Genomic DNA, 23,371 nt, shown 5'->3' with positions numbered 1-23,371 from the left:
TGACAGAAAACGCCTGAGTCCGGCCCTGTTCAAGGTCAAGCGGGAAGCCCATACACCCCTTTTCCACCATTACAGAGACTCCGGCACAGCACTGCGCTTCGCCACCCGTGTGCCCAGGAACTCCGAGTTCTCCGCGGTCGTCAGGTCCAGGCGCTCGGCGCGAAACCCTCTTCCCAGCGGTGCGGGACGAGCTCCCCCCACTTTTCGCGGATGGTCACCGCAGAGGACCTCTGGAGGGGAGAACTCGGTGCGCCCGGTGTGGGCCCTAAACCTCCAGCGCTCCGTTGCAGAGCCGATTGACCACCTCGGTGAGCATCGCCAGGCCGGCGACGATGTCCTCGTCCTTGGTGTATTCGTGCTCGTTGTGGGAAATGCCGTCCACGCTGGGAACAAAGAGCATCACGGTGGGAACGATGTCCTTCATGTTGGTGGAGTCGTGCCCGGCCAGGGTCATGACTTTCTTGTTGGACAGCCTCAGGTCGGCGGCAACTTTTGCGGCGAGTTCCACGCCCTCGGGCTGGTAAGGAGTGACCGGCCACGAGTGCGAATGGTGCTGTTCCACGGAAACATTGGCCAGCGTCTCGATTTCCGCGATGCGCTCGTGCAGCAGGGCATCGGCTTGGGCGAGCACGGCTTCGTCGGCACTGCGCAGGTCCAGCAGCAAGTTGACGCGGGATGGCACCACAACGGGCGAATTCGGGTAGACGTTCAGCTGTCCCACCGAGGTGTGCAGCACTCCGGGGAAGCGGTTGGCGATCTCCCGGGCGGCAACCACCAGCATCGAGGCTCCCAGCAGGGCGTCCCTGCGGTCCGCGATGATTGTGGAGCCCGTGTGTGCCTGCTCGCCGTGGACCACGAATTCGTACTTGTTGGCTGCCCAGTTGGACGACACCAGGCCGATCGTGATGCCTTCCCGTTCCATGCTTCGACCCTGTTCGATATGGATTTCCGCGCAGTATGCCGGCTCGGGTCCGTCGAATGAACCGCGGCAAGCGATGTCGTCCAGGGCGTCCTGCACGGAAATCCCGGCGGCATCGGTGGTGGCCAGCGCCGTGTCCAGCGGGAGCTTTCCGGTGTAAACGGAAGACCCCATCATGGAGGGCTTGAAGCGGCTGCCTTCCTCGTTGAACCAGTTCACGACGGCGATGTTGAACTTCGGTGCCTCAGCTCCGGGCGCGTTCCACCGCTCAACCAGCCGGAATGCGGCGTGCGCGGCGGCCAGGACACCGTATGCGCCGTCGTAACGTCCCGCAGTCGGCTGGGAATCCATGTGCGAGCCAACCACAACATAGGGAGCTCCGGGCACGGCCTCATAGAGACCCCACTGGTTGCCGACGCGGTCGAAGCGGACGGTGAGGCCGCGGGCTTCCAGCAAGCCGGTGAGCCAGTGGCGCTGTTCGCCGTCGGGATGGCTGGCGGCCTGCCGGTCCACGCCGCCGTTCGCGGTGGCCCCGAACGCGCTCATGGTCTGGAAGTCCCGGACAAATGCGGTGTCCTGGGCGGTAAAGCTGGTGGTGGACGTCATTGGTTCCCCTATGAACTGTGTTGGATCCAAGAAATGTGCTGAATCTATGAACTGTGTTGAAGTGCGGTCAAAGTGTTGTGGGTGAAGCGTCCGCCGACGACGGTGGCCAGGACGTCCAGCTCCGCGATTCTGTCGGCACGAAGCGGCGAGCCTGACAGGACGGTGAAGTCGGCAAGTTTGCCCGGAGCCAGGGAGCCCTTCACGGCCGACGTTCCCGTGGCGGCGGCCGCTCCCGTAGTGTAGGCGGCTAGTGCCTCGGAGGGAGTGAGCCGTTCTGACGGGTTGCCGAACACCGCGCCGGAGGAGGTTTTCCGGTCCACGAAGGCTTGCATGCCGCGCAGAACGTTTCCGTCCGCGACGGGGCGGTCGGAGCTTCCGGCCAGCGTCACGCCTGCGGACAGGAACGACGACGCGCGGTAGGCCCAGGGCAGTCGCTCCGGACCGAGCGACGCGGCCATGCCGTCGCCGCCGTCGTGGAAGAAGCTGGACTGAGGAGTCACTGCGATCCCCGCAGCGGCGAGCCGCCCGAGCTGTTCCGGCCTGGTCATGGAGGCGTGCTCGATCCGGTTCGGCATGGTGCGCGGGCCGTACGTGGCGTCGCAATCCGCAAGAATGTCGATCGCGAGATCAACAGCCCGGTCTCCGATGGCATGCGCCGCAATCGACCATCCGGCAGCGTAGGCAGCCTCGATCCGTTCCCGCAGGAGCGCGGGTTCGGCTTGGAAGTAGCCCCTGTTGCCGCTGTTGTCCTTCTGCCCGTGGCTGCAGAATTCATGGCTGACCGCGGCGGTTTCGCCGAGGAGCGAGCCGTCCAGGAAGACCTTGGCTGGGCCCAGGGAGAGGTATTCGTCGCCGAATCCGCTGGTCATGCCCAAATCCAGGCCAATGGCACCGGGACCGGAACCGTCGTCGCCATGGCCGTCTAGCCGGTGAAAAACGTCCAGCACGGGCATCACCTGGGCGCGCGCATGGAGCTTACCGTTTGCCGCGGCCCGTTGGTAGGCGGCTAGCTCCACCGGGCTGTGCCCGATCCAGCCGCCGCCCACGCCCGCCTCGGTGAAGCTCGTGATGCCTTCGGAGGCGTAGTGGCGCGTGGCACGCTCCAGCGCCGCCTCGATCTCGCTGACCGAATACGGCAGGATCAACTGCTGGATCAGTGCCTGTGCCGTTTCCTGCACGAGTCCCGTGGGACGTCCCGCCGCGTCGCGGACGATCACGCCGCCGTCAGGATCTGCGTACGACGGCGATTCAGCACCTGCCAGCCGCAGTGCGGCTGTGTTGACGACGGCCATGTGCCCGGAGTTGTGCCGCATGAAAAGCGGCCGGTCGCCCGTGATGCGGTCAAGTTCCCGGATGTCCGGGAACTCGCCGCCGTGCCGCTGCTGGCTGAAGCCCGTGGCCATGAGCCACGACTCCGCCTCGACGCCAGCCCCGGCGTCGGCGCCGGAAGCCGGGCCGGCACCCTCCAGCAGCGCGTACAACTCCTCCAGCCCCCGCGCCTTCGACACATCCAGCTCGGCCAGTCCCAGCCCGAACCACGTGGTGTGGCAGTGGGCGTCGATGAAGCCGGGCGTGACGGTGGCGCCGCCGAGGTCGAGGATCTCTGCGGCTGCGAGGTCATCCACGTCTTCATCGAGTCCCACCACGAGGCCCCGCCAGACTCCCAGCGTGCGGGCGCTGGGACGGTCCGGGTCCATGGTGATGATGTCCGCATTGCGCAGGAGCAGATCGAGTTTCATACCAATGGCCTAGCGGTGCGAGGTGGTGACGGACTTGATCCGGGTGTAGTCCTCCAGCCCGAAGACGGAGAGGTCCTTGCCCGTGCCGGAGTGCTTGAAACCACCATGCGGCGCCTCGGCCGGAATGACTTGATGGCAATTGATCCACACCGCGCCGAAGTCGAGCTCATTGGACACGCGGGTGACCACTCCGTGGTTTTCGGACCAAACGCTGGAAGCCAGCGCGTACTTGGTTCCGTTCGCCAACTCAAGCGCTTCTTCCTCGGTGGTGAAAGGCTGGACTGTGAGCACGGGGCCGAAGATCTCGTCGCACACCACCTCATCAGTCTGGAAGACGCCGTCGATCACTGTCGGTTCGAAGTAGTACCCCGCGCCGGTGCGCTTGCCGCCCGACAGGACGGTGGCGTTGGCCGGAAGCCGGGTCATGAAGCCTTCCACGCGCTCAAGCTGCGCGGCACTGTTCAGCGGCCCGAGGTCCGAGGCGTCATCCCCGAGGGCCAGCGCGGCGGCCGCAGCGCCGAGGGCCTTGGCGAACTCGGCGTGAATGTCCGCGTGAACGAGCACCCTGGTCACGGCGGTGCAGTCCTGGCCTGCGTTGAAGAATGCGCTCAGGGCAATTTCCTGCGCAGTGCGGGCGATATCGACGTCGGCGAAAACGATCGCCGGCGCCTTTCCGCCCAGCTCCAAGTGGACATCCTTCAGCGTCTTGGACGCAGCGGACATGACCTGGGCGCCCGCCCGGGTGGAACCAGTGATCGACACCATCTCGGGGATCTCGTGGTCCACCATCGCGGCACCGGCTTCACGGCCTCCGCAGACGATGTTCACGACGCCGGCCGGGTACACTTGCTGGGCCAACTCGCCCAGGATCACGGTGGACCAAGGGGTGGTGTCCGCTGGCTTCAAAACCAGCGTGTTTCCCGCCGCCAACGCCGGCCCGATCTTCCAGATGGCCATCATGAACGGGTAGTTCCACGGAGTAATCTGCGCGACCACCCCCAGCGGTTCGCGTCGGACTGTGGACGTGAAGCCCTGCACGTACTCTGTGGACGCGGTACCGGACACCACGCGGCAAGCTCCGGCGAAGAAGCGCAATTGGTCGGCGCCGCGCAGGATCTCCAGTTCGCGGGTCACGGCACGCGGCTTTCCCGTGCACGCCACTTCGGCGTCCAGGAGCCGGTCCACGTTGGCTTCAATGAGGTCCGCGAGCTGCAACACAAGGCCCTGGCGCTCGCCCGGCGTCGTGCGCTTGTAACTCTTGAAAGCTGCGGCTGCGGATTGGAAGGCGAGGTCGACGGCGGCTGCGTCACTATCCGGGGCCGTGCCGATCTGGTTACCTGTCCTGGGATCGAAGAAGGGCAGGCTCGCCGGGGCGTCCACCGCTTGGCCATTGATGATGTTCTTGAGCGTGATCACGTGGGGCTCCAGTCAGTTGCTCTTGGGGGAACGGGTGGTCGGGTCCTGCGGGAGGTGCAATACGGCCGGGAGGCCGGAGTCGACCGCGCGGCGGAACGCTGCAGCGAAGTCCTCCGCCCTGTCCACGCGCTCGCCGTAGCCGCCGTATGAGCGGGCCAGGGCCGCGAAGTCCGGGTTGGTCATGTGCGTGCCGGACGGGCGGCCCGGGTAGTGGGCTTCCTGGTGCTCGCGGATGGTGGCGAAGATGCCGTTGTCCACCACCAGTACGACGAACTGCGCGCCGTGGCCCATGGCCGTGGCGATTTCCTGACCGTTCATCATGAAGCAGCCGTCGCCGGCCACCGAGATGACCTGTCGGCCAGGGTAGGCCAGGGACGCAGCAACGGCGGCCGGGATTCCCATGCCCATGGCTCCGTTGCGGGGAGCGGCCAGGGAGTTGGCGCTGTTGTGCTTCAGGTAGCGGGCCGGCCACAGGGCGTGGTTGCCCGCGCCGAAGGTGAGGACGGCGTCGTCGTCCATCTCTTGTTTGAGGATCTCCATCACGACGCCGAGATCCACTGTGTTTGTGTCCACTCCGAGGACCCCGTCAGCTTGGGCCGAGGAGAACTTGAGGTAATTTGCCCGGGCATCCTGGAACCAGCCTGCGACGGGCCGCACGGCCGAGTCCGTGTCCGCGATGGCAAGCGAGAAGGCCGAGACGTCGGCGGTCATGTGCTGATCAACTTGGCCGAAGTGGCCGAGGAGATCTGGGTCCGGGTTGATCACCACCGTGGTGGCCTTGAGGCCGCGGGTGTAGCCATCGGAGAGGACGTCGCCGCGGACACAACCGAGGAAAATGAGGAGATCCGCGTCGTCCAGAAGTGCCGCGGTGGCGTCGCTGCGGCCGTATCCCAGGAAGCCGGCGTAAGACTCGCTGCTGTGCGGGACGGCGTCGTAGGCGCGGAAATCCGCCACGACCGGGACGCTGTGGCGTGCCGCCCAGGCGGCCAGCGCGGCCCCGGATTCCTGGGTCCAACCTTCGCCACCCACCACGATGAGCGGCTTGGCGGCTCCGGCGAGACGCGTTTCCAGTTCGGCCAAGGCCGCCACTGAGGGACCGGAACGCGAGACGCGACGCGGCTCCACTGTGTCTTCGTTGATCGCGTGAACCAAGACGTCCTCCGGCAGCCCGATGACTACAGGGCCCGGGCGTCCGCTCAAGGCGGTGAAGATGGCATCATCCACTACGCGTGCGGCGGACGCGGCGTCGTCGAGAGTCACGACTTTCTTGGCGGTGCTGCCGAACCAGGCGTTGATGTCGAATTCCTGGAAGGATTCCCGGCCGCGGTCCGCCACGGGGATGAGGCCCACGAACAGGATCATGGGTGTCGCGTCCTGGTGCGCCGTATGGATGGCGATGAACGCGTTGGCGGCGCCGGGGCCGCGCGTCACCATGGCGACGCCGGGGAGTTCGGTGAGGCGGCCCTCGGCCAGCGCCATGAAACCTGCTCCGCCTTCGTGGCGGGTCACGATGGTCTCGATCGACGAGTCGTGGAGTCCGTCCAGGACGTCCAGATAGCTCTCGCCGGGGACGCCGTAGACCCGTTTGATGTCTGCGCGTTCAAGCTGCTCGACGATGAGGTGGCCTGCTGTAATGGTGCTCAATGCTTCATTCCTTCTTCTTTGATGCTCAGTCCGGGCAGGAAGATGCCGGACAGTGCGGTCAGTACGGAAACAACCAGGAGAATGATGGCGCCCGGCCAATACGAGTTGCCATTGGCGGCCACCAGCGCCGTGGCGATCAGCGGCACAAAACCGGAGATGACGCCTGCGGTATTGGAAGTGATGGCGACGCCGGTGTAGCGGACCCTGGTGGCGAACAGTGCCGTCAACGCCGTGCCCGAGACGGCATACGGGATGGAGAGGACGGCGACGCCGATCATCATGCCGACGACCACCAGGACGGGGTTGCGGCTGTCAATGGCAAGGAAGACAGGGACCGCAATGATGGCCGAGGCCACGCCACCCCACAAGATGACTTTGCTGGCACCGAACTTTTCGCCCATTCTGCCGGCCCAGACCAGGGCCCCGATTTCGAGCGCGGCCGCGAGGAGGGTGCCCAGGAGAAGCAGCTCGGACGGGAGTTTCAGGACCTTGGTGCCGTAGAAGACCACGAAGCTGGTGATGAGGTAAAAGCCGCCGATGCCGAGCAGTGCCGAACACATGCCCACCAGGATTTGGCGCCAGCTGTTCCTCAGCACGCCGCGAATAGGGGCATGCTCGGTCTCGCCGGATTCCATGAGTGCTTCGAATTCGGGCGACTCGCTGAGCCTGCTGCGGATCCACATGGAGATGGCCAGGAGCGGGATGGCTGCAATGAACGGGATGCGCCAGCCCCACGCATCGAAGCTATTCTGGCCCACCAGGAAGAGCATGCCGAAGAAGCCTCCCGAGGACAGGATGGTCCCGATCGGAGAGCCGATCTGCGGCAGCGCCGCGTAACGGGCCCGCTTGGCAACTGGCGCGTTTTCGACGGCGATGATCACCGCGCCACTCCATTCGCCACCGACGGCGAGCCCTTGGACGATCCGCAGGGCCACCAGGAGGATGGGGGCGGCCAGGCCAATCGTCATGTAGTTCGGCAGCAAGCCGATCAGGCCGGTGACGACGCCGATTCCGACGATGGTGACCATCAGGATCTTCTTCCGGCCTACTTTGTCGCCGAGGGCGCCGAAGATGAATCCACCGATGGGACGGGCGACGAACCCGACGGCGAGGGTGGCGAAAGAGCCCATCGCCGCCACGAATGGATCCTGCGAGACAAAGAATTGGGCGTTGAACACCAAGGCCGCTGCGGTGGTGAAGAGGAAGAAGTCGTACCACTCCAGCGCTGTGCCTACGAGGGCGGCGAGGGCGACCTTCCTGGTGACCCTCTCGTCGACTGTGCGGGGCGTCCCGGGAGTCAGATGCGTGGGGGCGCTGCCTGCTCTGCTGGCCATGATTACTCCAAAAGATTCGAACGATACCGTGAAAACTGGGGAACCGCCGGTTGTGATTGGCCTCACTCGGCAGTGACTACTCCCATAGTGCCAGTAGATCCGCCCAAAAAAACTAGCTCCGCGCCACGGAATATTGCCCTTAGAATGTGTGAATGCACAATACAGAGAGGGCTGGTGACGCCTCACGCTGGGGAGAGCTCGTGGAAGGGCTGCACGGGCGGCTGGAGGAACTTGTCGAGCTCTTCGTGACGCGCGTCCAGGAGATCCCCGAATATGCCGACAACAGGGTGAGCTTGCCGGAGTTGCGGAACACGGCACGTGAAACTTTCCGGCGCCTCATCGACGGACTGCGGGACGAGAAGTTCCGCCATTCGAACTCCCACGGCAGCCAGGATTCGCTGGCGCGCTTCGCCTCGGAACTGGGTGCCAAACGGGCGCGTGCCGGCATTTCGCCAGAGGCCCTGATTTCAGCTGTACGCCTGGATTTCAGCATTCTCTGGGCAGATCTCCTGCAAATCGCCGATGCGGAGGACGCAGTGCTCCTGACGTCCCATGTGGACCAGGTGTGGCGCGTGGTGGATGAGTTTGCCACCCAAACCCATTCCAGCTATTCGAGCGAGCGGGTCCGCATGGCCCAGGAGGAATCAAACATCCGCCGGGAGTTCATCGCCCGGCTGTTCAGCAAGTCCGAGCTATCGGCAGACACCATCAGCCAGGCCGCGGCGGCCCTCGTCACGGACCCGGAAGCAAGGTTCTCCATCGTGGCAGCGAGTGGGGACGCAGCTTCGAAACTGCGGACGATCGCCACCCAAGGGGGCTGGCTCCAACCGTCCCAACGGCTCTACGTCCACGAATTCGGCGGCAGCACCTACGTGTTCTGGGCATTGCCCCGGGCCCAAGGCGCAGGTTCTGGCGGGGCAGGACCTGCCTACATTCCAGCTGCCATCACCGGAATACCTTGCGGTTATGTCGAAGGATTTTCGGGCCTGCGCTCCCTCCCGTCCGCAGCCCGGACGGCAGAGCGCCTCGCTTTGCTGCTCCACCCGGCGGACCGAGGTCCGTTGACCGCCGCAGCAGCGTGGGCCCGGCTCGCCAAGCAGCAACTCCAGGACGCGGGCCTGGATCTTTGGGCCGATCTTGAGTCCGCCCTCTCGGAGTGCCGCGACGGCGAGCGCGAGCGGCTGACCGAGACGGTGCGCAATTTCCTCCACACGGGCAACATCACCACCACGGCGCAGGAATTGTTTTGCCACCGGAACACCATCCTCAACCGGCTGAACCGTTTCCAGGAGCTCACGGGCATCGATCTGGCCGTGCCGGCGCAAGCGGCCCGGCTGGTGGTGGCCTGGGCCTGATGCTGGGCCGGGCTTCAGGCTGAGGACTGCAACACAGGAAAGCAGCCATTGTGTGAACACACATTTTCTGCCTTTTTTTGCTGGAAATTCAGCCATTGAAGTGTGTTACGCAACACAGGATAGTTATCTGCATCCTCACCCGGGCACTCGCCCCCACACTCATCTGGAGCTTCTCATGGCCCAAACGGTAAATGCCGCCTCCGCGTCCGCAGCCAGGCTTGACCTGGCCAAGATGCGCAAAATTGCCCTCGCCAGCGTCATCGGCACCACTGTCGAGTGGTACGACCTGTTCGTGTTCGGAACAGCGTCCGCCTTGGTCTTCAACAAGATCTTCTTCCCCAGCTTCGACCCGATCGTCGGCACCATGCTGGCCTTCGGCACCTTCGCCTCCGCCTACATTGCGCGCATGGTGGGCGCCATCATCTTCGGCCACTTCGGTGACCGGCTCGGCCGCAAGTCCATGCTCCTGATCTCCCTGCTCACCATGGGAGCGGCAACCTTCGCCATCGGCTTGCTGCCTGACTACAACAGCATCGGCATCATGGCGCCACTGTTGCTGCTCTTGCTACGCGTCATCCAAGGCCTGGCTTTGGGCGGCGAATGGGGCGGCGCGGTACTCATGACCGTTGAGCATGCTCCCTCCGCCCGCCGTGGCTTCTACGGCTCCCTGGTCCAGGTAGGCGTTCCTGCCGGCACCTTGATCGCCAACGTCGCGTTCCTGATCGTCGCTTCCACCGTCAGCTCGGACGCGCTGCTCAGCTGGGGTTGGCGCATCCCGTTCCTGGCCTCCTGCCTGCTGGTGGCTGTCGGCATCTACATCCGTCTCCACATCGAGGAAACCCCGTCGTTCCAGGCCGTCAAGACCGCCGGCGCCAAGGCGAAAATGCCCTTTGCCGCCCTTATGGCCAAGTACTGGAAGCAAGTTGTCCTCGGCGGCATCGCCACCCTGTCTACCGGCAGCACCTTTACCCTGTTGGTTGCTTCCGGTGTTTCCTACGGCAAGAAGGACCTCGGCCACTCGGAGAGCCTCATGCTCTGGGTTGTCCTGGCTTCCTGCGCACTGTGCTTTGTGCTCATCCCCTTCTTCGGCAAGCTCTCGGACAAGTACGGCCGCAAGCCGATCATCTACGCCGGCGTCGCGGCGGAGGCTCTCTTCGCCTTCCCGATGTTCTGGCTCATGGACACCAAGTCCGTACCCCTGCTGTTCGTCGCCTACCTCGGAATGATGACGGCCTTCGCAGCCAACTACGGTCCCATCGCCACGTTCCTGGCCGAACTCTTCGGTTCCAAGGTCCGCTACTCGGGACTGTCAGTGGCCTACATGCTCTCCGGTCTCCTCGGCAGCGCCGCCACCCCGTTCATCACCACCTGGCTCCTGGGCCTGACGCACCAGAGCTCCTCCATTGCCTGGTACATCACGGCCGCTGCCCTGATCTCCCTGGCGGCGCTGTTGGTCCTGACGGAAACCCGTCACGGCAACATCGACGCCGTCGACGAGGCCCCCGTGGATGCCGTGGAAGCGGCCGCCAAATGAGCGATTCCCTGGCGACTAACGCGGCCGGGATCACCACCAACCCGGCCACCATCACGCGGCTCGCCGAGATCCCCGGCCAGGCGGCCGCCGTCGGACCGTTCTCCCCCGTGGTGATCGCCAACGGTTTCGTGTTCACCTCCGGACAAATCCCGGCCATCACGGGCCTGGACGATCAACCGAAGACCTTCGAAGGGCAAGTCCGGCAGACCATCGAAAACCTGCGTGCGGTCCTTGAAGCAGCCGGTTCCAGCCTGGCGCACGTGGTCAAGGTCAACACCTACTTGACCAGCCAGGACCAACTCGAGGAGTACAACCGCGTCTACACGGAGTACTTCGGCCCGGCGAAGCCCGCGCGCACTTCGGTGTGCGTGAGCCTCTGGGGAGTCTCCCTTGAGATTGAATGCGTGGCGGTGCTCGCATGAGCCAGGCTTCCACGGCGGAGCTTCTGTCCTCGGCAGGCCTGTTGGCCCGGCTTGCCGAGGTCAGCTACCCCACGATCGGTCACTTCCTGGAGGACGGATTTGTCGATCCAGCCATCCAATCGCTACTGGACTCGTCGCTGACGGAGGACGGGTTTGACGCCGTCAAGATCGCCGGCACCGCCGTCACCGTCCGGATCGTCGACAACGACGCCATCGCCATGAACCGCGCGCTGCTCGCCCTGACTCCGGGCAGCGTGCTGGTGGTGGACATGTCCGGCGACCACCGCCATGCACCGGTGGGGGCCGTCACGGCCGCCGCGGCGAAAGCGCAAGGCGCCGCCGGCGTCGTCGTGGATGGTGTGGCGACCGATCTGCTGGAACTGCGGCAGACGGCGCTCCCCGTCTTTGCCCGCGGTACCTCGTCCCTTACCACGAAGCGTGTCTACGGCACTGGTTCGGCCGTGAACGTACCGGTCCAGTGCGGCGGCGTCACAGTCAATCCCGGTGACTTCGTGCTCGCGGACAGCAACGGCGTTCTGGTGCTGAGCGGGGAAGCCGCCAGCGCCGTCGTGGACCTGGCCGCAGCCTCGGATGCGGCCGAACCGGCAATCCTGGCGCGCATCTCCGCCGGCGAGTTACTCGATACGATCCTCGCCCTGGAGGATACGGTCCCGGAAGGCCCTAAACCCGGTCCTGCTCCTGAGCCGTTGGCCCTACCCGGCCCTTTGTGACGTGATGGCGCCATCTCATTGCCGGCCTGAATCAGGACTCCGCAGCTTGGACAGCGCCAGAAACGCAGTAGCCGCCCCGCGGGGCTTCTGAAGGTCAAGCCCGGTGTACTTTTCGAAGGACGCCAAGCGATTCACGATCGTATTCCGATGACATCCGAGGATCGCGGATGTCTCCAAGAGGCTACCGGAGTCCAGGAAGACCGTGACCGTTTCCAACAATCGACCCCGCTCCCCCGGTGAGCAGCGGCGAAGATACGGGTCCACAAGAAAGGCCGGATCACACCCTACTTGCGCCAGACGATAACGCGTCACCGACTCCCAACGATCCTCGAGCCGAAAAACACCGGTTTCACCCACGGCAAGGTCGGCCATGATTTCCCGTGCGGCAAGGACCGCCATGCGGACGCCAGCGATGCCCTGGGCAATGGGGGCGACGCCGGCGGCGAGTCCTTCGAAGAGAGCGCGCTCGTCAAACGCCAGGTCGAGACGCAGGCCTTGCTTTCGCTGCAGAATCACGATCGTGTGGTGCCCTTGGTCGAAGGCGAACCTCGCGGCGGCCCGCGGTGCAGACAAACTGCCCAGCCGCCGGCGTAACATGAGGCTGTCGTCCCTGCTGATGGCGGCCACCAGGAATTCGGCGCCAGGGTCTATCTTGAGGGCACCCGCTATGCGCAGCATGTCCGACGGCGACGGTTCGGCAGCTGCCAGGAGCTTCGTAAGGTACTGATGCTGCAAATCCGCGGTCGCTGTCTCAAGATCCTCCGTCTCTGCGACATAGCTTTCCTTGACGCGGACCGCAAAGGTGTCCACTACTTGCCAGACCAGTTCTGTCTTGCGGACCAGCAGCCCCGGATTGACGCCAAGGGACGGTGCCGAGAGCGCCTCCCAGAGCACCGAGAAGTCAGTCCGGATAGCCCGCACCAGACTCTCCAAGGGGATCCCCTGCTGTGCGCGCTTGGCGCCCAGCTCAGCAGCCAGCGACTCCAATGAAGTCATGTCCGTGCCGCCCTTGGCCAAGGACTCAAGCATTGCGTTGAAGCACTTTTCGCTGCTGCTCCTCAAGTCTTCCAAAGTGAGCCCGGATTCCGAGTAGGCCGGATCCAGGAGAATCCGGCCCAGGAAATTCTCCGCAAGTTCAGGCACCTGACCGGCCAAACGTTCGATGATCTGCTGCCACTGTGCGTCTTCGATCAAGTTCTTCCCCTCCACGTGTGACGTACAAATAGCATGGCTCTGGCTCGCGCAAAAAGCACTGTACTTTCATCCAATTTTTGCTCCCCATTCTCCTGCTCCCTGTCATTGGCGGGAGTCGAATCCGCTGGAATGATCGATTCCTGTCGCCCAGTGGCGGCAATCACATCCAGGAGTTTCCATGAGCACAGCAGATCCAGTCCAGGAGCGGCCAACGGCGGTCCGCGTGGACGAACAAGCAGGCTATAAGAAGGGCCTTTCCAACAGGCAGATCCAGATGATAGGCATCGGCGGTGCCATCGGAACAGGTTTGTTCCTCGGTGCCGGCGGCCGCTTGGCTTCCGCGGGCCCGGTCCTCCCCATCATCTACGCCATTTGTGGCGTCTTCGCTTTCTTTGTCCTGCGGGCTCTTGGCGAGCTGGTGCTGCACCGGCCCTCGTCCGGTTCTTTCGTTTCCTATGCGCGGGAATTTTACGGGGAGAAGGCTGCCTATGTTTCCGGCTGGGTGTACGCCATTTCCTGGGCTCTCACGGCCATCGTGGACATCACAGCCATAGCCGTGTACTTCCATTATTGGACCGCATTCAGCAGCTTCCCCCAGTGGGTCCTGGCGTTGGCCGCATTGGGTGTCGTCACCGCGGTAAACCTCATCTCAGTGAAGCTGTTCGGCGAACTCGAATTCTGGTTCTCAGTCATCAAAGTCGGCGCCCTGGTCACCTTCCTCCTCGTCGGTGGCATCTTCTTCGCCGGGAACTTCCCGGTAGCGGGACACAGCCCCGGTCTCTCCCTGATCGCAAACAACGGCGGACTACTGCCGAACGGCCTGCTCCCCGCCATCGTGATCGTCCAGGGCATCGTCTTCGCCTACGCCGGTATCGACCTCATTGGCGTCGCCGCCGGCGAGGCGAAAAACCCACACAAGGTCATGCCCAAAGCCGTCAACGCCGTCATCTTCCGTATCGCCATCTTCTATGTAGGATCCTCGGCCCTGCTGGGGATGCTGCTGCCATTCAGCGCCTACAAAGCCGGCGAATCACCGTTTGTCACATTCTTTGCGGCCATTGGGGTTCCCGGCGCGGGCGACGTGATGAACTTCGTGGTCCTCACTGCCGCCCTCTCCAGCCTCAACGCCGGTCTCTACTCAACGGGCCGCATCTACCGCTCGATGGCACAAACCGGCGCAGCCCCCAAATTCATGGAGCGCATGAGCCGCGGCGGCGTCCCCTACGGCGGAATCCTCTTCACCGCCGCCATCACCCTGCTCGGGGTCGGACTGAACGCAGTGGTCCCTGCCATGGCCTTCGAAATCGCCCTGAATGCAACGGCCCTTGCCATCCTGTGCACCTGGGGAACCATCGTCCTCTGCCAGCTCAAGCTCTACAAGCTGTCCAAGAAAGGACTCATCCAGCGCCCGTCGTTCCGGATGCTGGGTGCTCCTTGGACGTCCTACTTGACGCTGTCCTTCCTGGGCGGAGTCTTGGTCCTCATGCTGTTCGACTTCCCGGTGGGCACCTACACGGTGGCAGCTCTTGTCATCTTCATCCCTGCACTGGTGATCGGCTGGTTCGCCGTCAGGAAACGCGTCAACGAACTTGCTCTCGTCAACCCGGGAAGCCATGTGCTTCCTCTCCTCTCCAGTCCTGTTAAGAACGACCCGAAGGAAAGCTGATCACCATGAGTACCGTTGAAAGCACCACCACGACAGCCGACGCGCAGGCGTTCCTGCGCGATTTCCGGAGCTTGTCCGTCATCGGAGAAACCCCCGGGCACGGCGTGGACCGCCAGGCAGCCACCGCGGCCGACGCGCAGGCCCGAGCCTGGTTCACCTCCCTGGCCGCCCAGTACGGGTTCAGGACCGAAGTCGACCGGACCGGCAATGTCTTCGCCCTCCTCGAGTGGACGCCCGGTGCGCCCTCTGTGCTGGTCGGTTCCCACCTGGACAGCCAGCCGACCGCCGGCAAGTATGACGGCGCCTACGGGGTCGCGGCCGCTCTGCATGCCGGACGGCGCCTTGCGGAATCCACCGTTCCGGGCGAGGAGCCAAAATACAATCTGGCGGTGGTGGACTGGTTCAACGAGGAAGGTTGCCGCTTCGCCCCGTCCATGATGGGCAGCTCCGTGTACACCGGCAAACTCCCGGTCGAGGAGGCCCTCGCCGTCCAGGACAAACAAGGCACCACTGTGGCCCAGGCACTGGAAGCCATCGGCCACCTGGGCGCGGGCACAGGCCCCACCGCGGCAGCGTACGCCGAGATCCACATCGAACAAGGCCGGTCCCTGGAAGACACCGGAACCACCATCGGCCTGGTCCACTCCTGCTGGGCTGCGGCCAAATACAGCGTCACCGTCCACGGCGAGCAGGCCCACACCGGTTCGGCGGTCATCGCCGACCGCAAGGACGCCCTGCTCGGCGCTTCGATGCTGGTGGTGCTGCTGCGGGAAACCACCCATGCCTTCCCCGGCGCCGTGTTGCACACCTCCGTCGGCCAACTCGATGTCTACCCCAACTCACCCGTGGTGGTTCCCTCCAGGGTGGACCTGGTGATGGACCTGCGCAGCGCCGACGAGGAAGTCCTCGCCGCCGCCCAGAAGCTGCTCCACGAGGGCATCACGCGGATCGAGTCCGACGCCAACGTCACCATCGACGTCCAACAATCACATGCCTGGGGCCTCAACCCGTACCAGCCCGCCGGCGTCGACCTCGCCCGCGAATGCGCCGACAAACTCGAGCTCAGCCACGCACCCGTCTTCACCCTCGCCGGCCATGACTCGATCAACATGAAAGACATCGTCCCCACCGTGATGCTCTTCGTCCCCAGCGTGGACGGCATCTCCCACAACGAGCGCGAGTTCACGCACGACGACGACGCCTGCGCCGGGGTGGACATGCTCACCGAAGTCGTCGCCCGCCTCTGCCGCGGCGAACTCGACGGGGCGAAATGACAGCAGCGCGCCAGCCTGGCTTGCGTGTAGCGGTCCTGCAGGCCACCGGCCTGGTCAACTCGGCAGCGGAGAACATACGGCGCATCGCCGCCCGGGCGCAGGAAGCCCGGCAACGCGGCGCAAACCTGCTCGTCACTCCCGAGCTGTTCGCCAGCGGCTACGCCCCGACCCTGGTCCACGGCACGGACGGCACCACGCACCGGCAGCACCTCGCGGCTGTCGCCGCGGGCCACGGCATCGCGCTGGTGGCCTCCACGGTCGAACACGAGGCTGGCAGGCACTACATCAGCGCCTCCCTGTTCGGCCCCGACGGCGCGGAACTGACCCGCTACCGCAAGCAGAACCTGTTTGGCGCCGACGAGAAATCGGTGTTCACGCCCGGAACCGAGCCGCCCGCCGTCGTCGAATTCAGCGGCTTCAAGATCGCTTTGGGGATCTGTTTCGACGTCGAGTTCCCCGAGTTCGTGCGCTCCACCGCACTGGCGGGCGCCGAGCTGTTGTGCGTGCCGACGGCGGTTCCGCTGCGTGCCGCGGACGACGCCGGCGGTCAGCCCTTTGACACGCGGCTGATCCCCGCCATGGTGGTCCCAACCCGCGCCCTCGAAAGCCAGCTCTTCATCGCCTACGCCAACCACGCAGGACCAAACTTCGCAGGCCTTAGCACCATCGCCGACCCTTACGGCCGGCAGCTCTCGGAAGCAGCCGATGACGGCGAACTCATCGTCGCCGACATCGACCTGCAGACCCTGGTTGAGGCCCGAAGGGATACCGACTACCTGGCCCGCTTCACGCAATCCATCCCCTCTTCACACCTGTAAGGACAGCAGTGACCATCGCAGCAACAACCCCCGCAGCAGGGTCCGTCCCGGCGGCGGCCCCCATCACCATGCTCAACCCGGACTTCCCGTTCCCCTACGACGACTACCTCACGCACCCGGCCGGCCTCGGGGCGGTGCCGGAACATATGCACGGCACTGAGATCGCCGTCATCGGGGCCGGATTGTCCGGGCTGGTGGCAGCGTACGAGCTCATGAAGATGGGCCTCAAACCGGTCATCTACGAATCGTCAAGGATCGGCGGCCGCCTCCGTGCCGGCCGTCCTGAAGGTCAGGCCGGACCTGTGGCGGACCTGGGCGGCATGCGCTTCCCCCGCTCGGGCAGGTCGTTCTTCCACTATGCCGATAAGCTCGGGATCGAAACCCAGCCGTTCCCCAACCCGCTGACGCAGGCGGCGGGCAGCACCGTGATCGAACTCGGCGGCAAGGCCCACTACGCCGAAACCACGGCGGACCTCCCCCAGTTCTTCACCGAAGTCTCCAACGCATGGGACGACTGCCTCGAAGAACACGCCCACTTCGCCGCCATGCAGGAAGCCATCCGCAACCGCGACCTGGCCACCATCAAGAGACTCTGGAACGAACTGGTCCCGAAGTTCGACGATGTTTCCTTCTCCGGCTACCTCGCCACTTCCAAAGCCTTCTCCGCTCTGCCTTTCGAATACCGCGAAGCCTTCGGCCAGGTCGGCTTCGGCACCGGCGGCTGGGACACCAACTTCCCCGACTCATTCCTGGAAATCCTCAGGGTGGTTTACGTCGACGCAGACGCAGACCAGCATCGGATCATCGGAGGAGCGCAACTAGTCCCCGAATGCCTGTGGCAGCACGCACCGGAAAACCTTACGCACTGGCCCACCGGCACTAGCCTGGCGTCGCTACATGGCGGCCACCCCCGCGGCGCCGTTGCCGCCGTCGCGCGCGTGAAGAACGACGGCGGCGCCCCCGGCGACATCGCCGTCACGGACCGCTGGGGACGAACTGCCGAATACCCGGCAGTCATCGCCACGTGCCAGAGCTGGCTACTCTCGGCGCGCATCGACGTCGACGAATCACTCTTCAGCCACAAACTCTGGACGGCGATCGAACGCAGCCACTACATGCAGTCGTCCAAGACCTTCGTGGTGGTGGACCGGCCCTTCTGGAAGGACATCGACCCCGAAACAGGACGGCAGGTCATGAGCACCACCCTTACAGACAGGCTCACCCGCGGAACCTACCTCCTGGACAACGGCCCGGACCAGCCCGCGCTGATCTGCCTGTCCTACACCTGGAACGACGACGCCCTCAAGTGGCTCCCCTTGGATGCCGACGAGCGGGTGCGGCTCATGCTGCACTCCCTCAAGCAGATCTACCCCACGGTGGACATCGCCTCGCACATCATCGGCGACCCCATCACTGTCTCCTGGGAGGACGACCCCAACTTCATGGGCGCCTTCAGCGACAACCTCCCCGGCCACTACCGCTACCAGGAACGGCTCTACACCCACTTCATGCAGGAAGGCCACCCGCCGGAACACCGCGGCATCTTCCTCGCAGGCGATGACGTTTCCTGGACCGGAGGCTGGGCCGACGGAGCCGTCACCACAGGCCTGAACGCGGTGTGGGGCGTCATGAACCAGCTGGGCGGCTCATCCCCGGCGGAGAACCCCGGCCCCGGCGACCGCTTCGAAGAACTCAAGCCCATCCGCCTCCCCTGAGGCTCCATCCGGATGGGCCGAGGCGTTTGTTCATGGTTCAGCGTCGGCGACTGCGGTGCGGGACGTCTCGTCCGACCTTGGCGCGCGCCACCAGGGGCGGGCTCCAGCGCTAATCGCCCAAAGGGCAGTCGGCCCTGACGGTTCGTGAACGAAGCCTCATCGACTCTAGCCGGGCAGAATGCGTCGCCGTCCCGGTCGCGGACCGCAAAAGCCAAACCGAGATCATCATTCAGTCGGCACCCCGCGCCAAAAGGGCGACGCGGTCTTGGATAGGAAGCGCCCTTTTCTGGGTCGGGAGAAGTGGCGCGAGATGCTAGGCCGACTGCCTTGAGGGAGCGGCGCGTCAAAGACCCACAGCTCCCGTCGCGGGCCAGTGCATGCAGTTATTCGGTGCGGGGTCTCGAGGCCGCGAGTCGGCTCGAGTCGGGCAGTGTTGCCACGAAAATGTCCGTCGCGCTGATGTCCGCCAGTGCCTTGCGCCGGGTGTCGTCGAGGTATCCGACGTGGCTTTGGAATGCCGCCCGGGCGGCTCCCGGGTCTTGGTCCGCAATGGCCTGGTAGATGACCGCGTGTTGCGCCCAGACGGCTTCGCGGTCCAGCAGATCCACGAAGACGGTGTTGGTGGCCGGCCGCATGAGATGCACGGACATCATCGCGAGTTCGAGAATCTGGTTCTTTGCGGCCCTGGTGATCGCAGTATGGAACTCGATGTCGAGCTGAAGCCATTCCGCGAGGTCGAGGTCGGGGTTCGACGCGAGCTGTATCGGCTGGTAGATCGCCTCAAGGTCTTCCTCCGTGCGCCGCCTTGCGGCCAGATCGACGCATTGCATTTCCAGCACCCAGCGCGCCTCGTCGACGTCATGCAGGGAGACGTTGCCTGCCCGGTACCACAATCGGATGGCGTCGCTGAGCTGTTCGGCGACGGTCTCAGCATCGGGCACGGCGACATAAGTCCCTCCCCTGCTGCCGCGGGACGAGACCACGAGTCCGGTTGCGGCCAGGATCTTCAGGGCTTCCCGGGCGGTTGCGCGTGCCACATCGAACGATTCCGCCAGCTCAACCTCGGAGGGCAGCCGTTCGCCCGGCAGCCATTGGCCGATGCTGATCGCCCTCCGCAGTTGGCGGGCAATCTGCCCGGACGCGTCCTTGCGGCCCAGCTGAACAGGCACGAACTCTTCTGGCATCGCTAAACGCACCCTGCCTTCACATCGGTGGAAACCCCTTTACAAGTAAAGGATACTCCTTGCATAATGTCCAAAGTTAGACATTCACTTTTCCCTCAACATTCGTTGCGGGAGCCACCCCATCCAACACTTGGAGAAACCGATGACTCTGAAGATCAGCACAGCGTTGGGGATCGCTGCACTCGTGTCCGCAATCGCCCTCAGCGCCTGCACCGCACCTCCCAAAGCTGCAAGCGATTCCCCGGCCACCGCCACGACATCCACGGCCGCGGCCAGCACCGAAGCCATGGGCAATACCCTGAAGTTTGTCGATGCCGGGACCAAGGCGCCCGCGGGCAAGAAGGTGGCCTATCTGGCAGAATGCGCAGCCGCCAATGCCTACTGCCAGACCCGGCTGAAGGGCGCTCAGGAGACGGCAGCCAAAATGGGTGTCGAGGTGACCGTTTTTGACGCGAACTTCGACACGGCCGCCCAGTTGCAGCAAGTCCAGGACGCCGTGCAGCGAGGGTTCGACGGATACATCTTCTCGCCCGTGGCCGACGCCCCTGGATGCTCGGACTTCCACCTGCTGCAGGCCAGCGGCAAGCCCGTCACCACCATCAACAGCCCCATGTGCGGCAACCCCGACTACACCCCGGAGACTGCCGGATTCGTCGGCATGCAGACCACCCAGTTCTTCACCGAGCACGTCGAAAACGCCTTCAAGTCCTGCACGGCTTCCTGCAATGCGGTCGCCGTCGGAGGCTTCGTCGGATCCGACTTGTTCACCCGCTGGGAGACCGCCGTCAAGACAGCGGCCGCGAAATACCCCAACGTCAAAGTTGTCTCCGACCAGCCAGGAAACTTCGACCCCGCCAAAGCCCTCTCGGTGGTCCAGGACGCGATCAGCGCGAACAGCAAGATCGACGTCGTGCTTTCCTCTTGGGACGACATGACCCGCGGTGTGGAGCAGGCGGTTCGCGATGCCGGGAAGACCCCGGGGAAGGACGTCCGCATCTACAGCGTGGGAGGCACCAATGCAGGCGTGGCCAAGGTAACCGGCGGGGCGTGGACCTCAACATCGGTCCTGCTTCCGTACGAGGAATCCTCCTACGGTGTTGCCCAACTGGTCCGTGCACTTTCCAGCGGTGAAAACACGCCCGGCTTCGCGTACTTGGCCCAGGCACCCGCCGTCACCCTGGGCCCCGGCTCGATCTTCATCACAGCAGCCAATGCAAGCAAATTCCACCCGGAGTACTGACATGCGCACCCACGATCCATCCCCCGCTGCCGACGCACTCGTCGTCCGTGGCATGAACAAGCAGTACGGGGACATCCCGGTCCTGAGGAACGTTTCCCTCACAGTCAGGGCAGGTGAAGTACATGCTCTCGTCGGGGAAAACGGGGCTGGAAAGTCAACGCTGATCAAAACCGTGGCCGGCGCCGTCGGGCAGGACAGCGGAACGGTCAGCATCTGGGGCCAGGAGCTCGACGGAGGGCAGCCCGGCAAGGCTGCCGCCGCGGGGCTTGCGGTGATCTACCAGGAGCTGACCATCGTCCCGGAAATGACAGCTCTGGCCAACGTGTTGCTCGGCAGGTCACCGCGGAGGTTTGGTTTCATCGACCGCCCGGCGGCCTTGGCTCGGTACCGGGAGGCTGCTGCAGCAGCCGGCACCTCCATACCCGCAGGCACCCGGGCCGGGGACCTGTCCACGGCCAACCAGCAGATGCTAGAAATCATGCGGGCCTTGGCCAGTCACCGCCGCCTGATCGTCATGGATGAGCCCACGGCCTCGCTCGGCCCGGAAGACAGCCGTTCGCTCCACAAAGCCATTAGGGAACTCACCTCCGCCGGATGCTCGATTGTCTACATTTCCCACAATCTCGACGACGTCCTGGACATCGCCGACAGCATCACCGTGCTGCGCGAAGGCGCCGTGATCGACAGCAGAGCAACAGTCGACTGGGATAAACCCTCCCTGATCGTCGCGATGCTCGGCGGCAACCCGGCCGAGGTCCAGCCCACCGCCCCGGCGCACACCAAGGGCCGGATCGCCCTGAGCGTCCGCGGGCTGACGGCCCCAGGTGTCGATCTTCCGACGCTGGACATCCGCGAAGGCGAGATCATCGGCCTGGCCGGACTCGTCGGTTCGGGACGCACCAGGCTGCTGCGGACCCTGGCCGGCGCGAACCGCCAAACAACCGGAACCCTCACACTCGATGGAAAGCAGGTTCCATGGCCTCGTTCCCCCCGGGACGCCATCCGACGCGGGATCGCGCTGGCCCCGGAGGACCGGAAAGACCAGGCCCTGGTTCTGGACCGGAGCGCGGCCTGGAACGTGGCCCTGGGCCAATTCGCCAAGGCATCGGGCCGCCGTCCCTTCCGGAACGGCGCGCTGGCCGGATGGGCAAGTCCCGGCGCTGGACGGATGGGGTTCGACCCGAGCCGGCTGAACGGGCCCGCAGGGACCCTGTCGGGCGGAAACCAACAGAAACTCGTGCTGGCCCGATGGCTGGACCGCGGACTCGGTTGCCTGCTCCTGGATGAACCAACACGGGGCATTGACATCGGCGCCAAAGCCCAGATCTTTGCCACGGTCCGCCAGCTCGCCGACGAGGGGCTCTGCGTCATCTGGTGCAGCAGTGATCTGGACGAGGTCACCCGGTACAGCGACAGAACCATCGTCCTGGCCTCCGGCCGGGCGGTGGCCGAACTACCGGCACGGTCCACCGTCCAGGACATCCTCACCCACACCTACACCGCACCGGCGCCCGGAAGCATCGGGCCCACAACAACAGATATGGCAACGTCATGAGCACGACAACCCTTCAGAACACCCGGATGTCCGTGCCCGCGCGGACGCCACGGATAGGTCCAACCCTGCGCCGTTTCGGCGTCCTGGCAGCCTTGCTGGTTCTGGTCGCCCTCATCAGTATCGCTCAGCCCGGCTTCCTCGCCGGCGGGAACCTGATGAACATCGTCAGCCAATGGGCCCCTGTGGCCATCATGGGAATCGGCATGACGTACGTGGTCATCACGAGCGGTTTTGACCTCTCGGTCGGGGCCATCTATTCCCTTACCGCCGTCATCGCGGCAACCGTCGGCCGGACAGAGGCCCCGATCGTCGCGTTCGCCGCAGCGGCCGGAGCCGGTATCGTAGCCGGGCTCGTCAACGGGTGGATCGTCACCGGGCTGAAGGTCAACCCGTTCATCGCCACCCTCGGCAGTTCCCTGATCATCTCAGGCACCACGCTGGTCATCACGGGAAACCGGGCCGTCGTCGTCAGCTTCGCCCCGTTCCAGGAACTCGGCAGCGGGCGGCTCGCCGGCATCCCGTATTCGGGAATGCTCCTGGTCGCGCTGCTTCTGATGGCCGGCTGCATCCTGGCATTCACGCCCTACGGGCAATCCGTCTACGCGGTCGGAGGGAACCAGGAAGCCAGCCGACTCGCGGGTATCCGAACCCGCGGCGTCGTGGCCAGCACCTACACGCTCTCAGGGCTGTGTGCCAGCATCGCCGGGGTCGTCACGGCCTCGCAACTGGGATCGGCACAGCCCAACCTCAACCCGAACCTGGTCTTCGATGTCCTGACCGTTGTCATCGTCGGCGGCACGTCGTTGACTGGAGGAAAAGGCGCCATCTGGCGGACCGCCGTCGGCGTGGCAATCCTGGCCACCCTCCAGAACGGCTTCAACCTCCTGGACATCGATTCGTACTACCAGAACATCATCAAGGGCATCATCATCATCGCCGCCCTGACCCGGCTCTCCGGAATGCGGCCCGCGCGCAGACTGCGCCGCCCCAACTCCTCCAAATAAGAACCAGAACCCACCCAAGGA

At 64.6% G+C, this 23,371-nt stretch carries 18 protein-coding genes; 11 read left to right on the top strand and 7 right to left on the bottom strand.

Annotation, left to right across the window (positions count from 1 at the left end; translation table 11 throughout):
* Positions 1-265: 265 nt before the first annotated feature.
* Genes LFT47_RS09765 through LFT47_RS09745 form a run of 5 tightly spaced genes read right to left on the bottom strand, consistent with a single transcriptional unit; the run spans position 266 to position 7,658 of the window.
* Positions 266-1,525, bottom strand: a complete 1,260-nt coding sequence (locus tag LFT47_RS09765; RefSeq protein WP_236817736.1) for a M20 family metallo-hydrolase — start codon at positions 1,523-1,525, stop codon at positions 266-268.
* Positions 1,526-1,569: 44 nt separating this feature from the next.
* Positions 1,570-3,264 (bottom strand): amidohydrolase, encoded by a 1,695-nt coding sequence (locus tag LFT47_RS09760; RefSeq protein WP_236817734.1) that lies wholly within the window; start codon positions 3,262-3,264, stop codon positions 1,570-1,572.
* Positions 3,265-3,273: 9 nt separating this feature from the next.
* A complete protein-coding gene (locus tag LFT47_RS09755) occupies positions 3,274-4,680 on the bottom strand; it encodes a gamma-aminobutyraldehyde dehydrogenase (RefSeq protein ID WP_236817732.1) in 1,407 nt (468 codons plus the stop codon).
* 12 nt (positions 4,681-4,692) lie between these two features.
* Positions 4,693-6,324 (bottom strand): thiamine pyrophosphate-dependent enzyme, encoded by a 1,632-nt coding sequence (locus LFT47_RS09750; RefSeq protein ID WP_236817730.1) that lies wholly within the window; start codon positions 6,322-6,324, stop codon positions 4,693-4,695.
* Positions 6,321-7,658 carry an MFS transporter gene (locus LFT47_RS09745; protein ID WP_236817728.1) on the bottom strand — a complete coding sequence of 446 codons (1,338 nt, stop codon included), beginning with the start codon at positions 7,656-7,658 and terminating at the stop codon, positions 6,321-6,323. The genes LFT47_RS09750 and LFT47_RS09745 overlap by 4 nt, the downstream gene beginning before the upstream one ends.
* Before the next feature lie 152 nt (positions 7,659-7,810).
* Here LFT47_RS09745 and LFT47_RS09740 point away from each other — a divergent pair, with 152 nt between their 5' ends.
* From LFT47_RS09740 to LFT47_RS09725, 4 genes are all read left to right on the top strand, one after another.
* The gene (locus LFT47_RS09740; protein WP_236817726.1) at positions 7,811-9,013 is read left to right on the top strand and encodes a PucR family transcriptional regulator; all 1,203 of its coding nucleotides are present in this window, start codon (positions 7,811-7,813) and stop codon (positions 9,011-9,013) included.
* A 175-nt stretch (positions 9,014-9,188) separates the two neighbouring features.
* Complete coding sequence (locus tag LFT47_RS09735) at positions 9,189-10,547, top strand: MFS transporter (RefSeq protein WP_236817724.1); 1,359 nt, start codon at positions 9,189-9,191, stop codon at positions 10,545-10,547.
* The gene (locus LFT47_RS09730) at positions 10,544-10,969 is read left to right on the top strand and encodes a RidA family protein (protein WP_236817722.1); all 426 of its coding nucleotides are present in this window, start codon (positions 10,544-10,546) and stop codon (positions 10,967-10,969) included. Before LFT47_RS09735 ends, LFT47_RS09730 begins: the two co-directional genes overlap by 4 nt.
* Positions 10,966-11,700, top strand: coding sequence for an RraA family protein (locus tag LFT47_RS09725; RefSeq protein WP_236817720.1), 735 nt, complete (start codon positions 10,966-10,968; stop codon positions 11,698-11,700). The genes LFT47_RS09730 and LFT47_RS09725 overlap by 4 nt, the downstream gene beginning before the upstream one ends.
* A 15-nt stretch (positions 11,701-11,715) precedes the next feature.
* Here LFT47_RS09725 and LFT47_RS09720 read toward each other — a convergent pair whose 3' ends face one another.
* Positions 11,716-12,894 (bottom strand): helix-turn-helix domain-containing protein, encoded by a 1,179-nt coding sequence (locus LFT47_RS09720; RefSeq protein ID WP_236817718.1) that lies wholly within the window; start codon positions 12,892-12,894, stop codon positions 11,716-11,718.
* Between the two features lie 178 nt (positions 12,895-13,072).
* Between LFT47_RS09720 and LFT47_RS09715 the strand changes: the two genes are divergently transcribed.
* From LFT47_RS09715 to LFT47_RS09700, 4 genes are read left to right on the top strand one after another with little or no spacing between them, the layout of a single operon-like run.
* Positions 13,073-14,560: an amino acid permease gene (locus tag LFT47_RS09715; protein WP_236817716.1), complete on the top strand. Its 1,488-nt coding sequence runs from the start codon at positions 13,073-13,075 to the stop codon at positions 14,558-14,560.
* Between the two features lie 5 nt (positions 14,561-14,565).
* The gene (locus tag LFT47_RS09710) at positions 14,566-15,834 is read left to right on the top strand and encodes a M20 family metallo-hydrolase (RefSeq protein WP_236817714.1); all 1,269 of its coding nucleotides are present in this window, start codon (positions 14,566-14,568) and stop codon (positions 15,832-15,834) included.
* Positions 15,831-16,652, top strand: coding sequence for a nitrilase-related carbon-nitrogen hydrolase (locus tag LFT47_RS09705; RefSeq protein WP_236817708.1), 822 nt, complete (start codon positions 15,831-15,833; stop codon positions 16,650-16,652). Before LFT47_RS09710 ends, LFT47_RS09705 begins: the two co-directional genes overlap by 4 nt.
* An 8-nt stretch (positions 16,653-16,660) precedes the next feature.
* Entirely contained in the window at positions 16,661-18,367 is a 1,707-nt protein-coding gene (locus LFT47_RS09700) for a flavin monoamine oxidase family protein (RefSeq protein WP_442863450.1), read from the top strand.
* 383 nt (positions 18,368-18,750) lie between these two features.
* Here the strand turns inward: LFT47_RS09700 and LFT47_RS09695 are convergent, their stop codons facing one another.
* Positions 18,751-19,536, bottom strand: coding sequence for a FadR/GntR family transcriptional regulator (locus LFT47_RS09695; protein ID WP_236817706.1), 786 nt, complete (start codon positions 19,534-19,536; stop codon positions 18,751-18,753).
* A 157-nt stretch (positions 19,537-19,693) separates the two neighbouring features.
* Here LFT47_RS09695 and LFT47_RS09690 point away from each other — a divergent pair, with 157 nt between their 5' ends.
* From LFT47_RS09690 to LFT47_RS09680, 3 genes are read left to right on the top strand one after another with little or no spacing between them, the layout of a single operon-like run.
* The gene (locus tag LFT47_RS09690) at positions 19,694-20,791 is read left to right on the top strand and encodes a sugar ABC transporter substrate-binding protein (protein WP_236817704.1); all 1,098 of its coding nucleotides are present in this window, start codon (positions 19,694-19,696) and stop codon (positions 20,789-20,791) included.
* 1 nt (position 20,792) lies between these two features.
* Positions 20,793-22,346 carry a sugar ABC transporter ATP-binding protein gene (locus LFT47_RS09685; protein ID WP_236817702.1) on the top strand — a complete coding sequence of 518 codons (1,554 nt, stop codon included), beginning with the start codon at positions 20,793-20,795 and terminating at the stop codon, positions 22,344-22,346.
* Complete coding sequence (locus tag LFT47_RS09680; protein WP_236817700.1) at positions 22,343-23,350, top strand: ABC transporter permease; 1,008 nt, start codon at positions 22,343-22,345, stop codon at positions 23,348-23,350. Before LFT47_RS09685 ends, LFT47_RS09680 begins: the two co-directional genes overlap by 4 nt.
* Positions 23,351-23,371: the final 21 nt, after the last annotated feature.

The organism is Arthrobacter sp. FW306-2-2C-D06B, from assembly GCF_021789175.1.
GTDB lineage: Bacteria > Actinomycetota > Actinomycetes > Actinomycetales > Micrococcaceae > Arthrobacter.
This window is presented reverse-complemented; position numbering and strand designations above follow the sequence as displayed.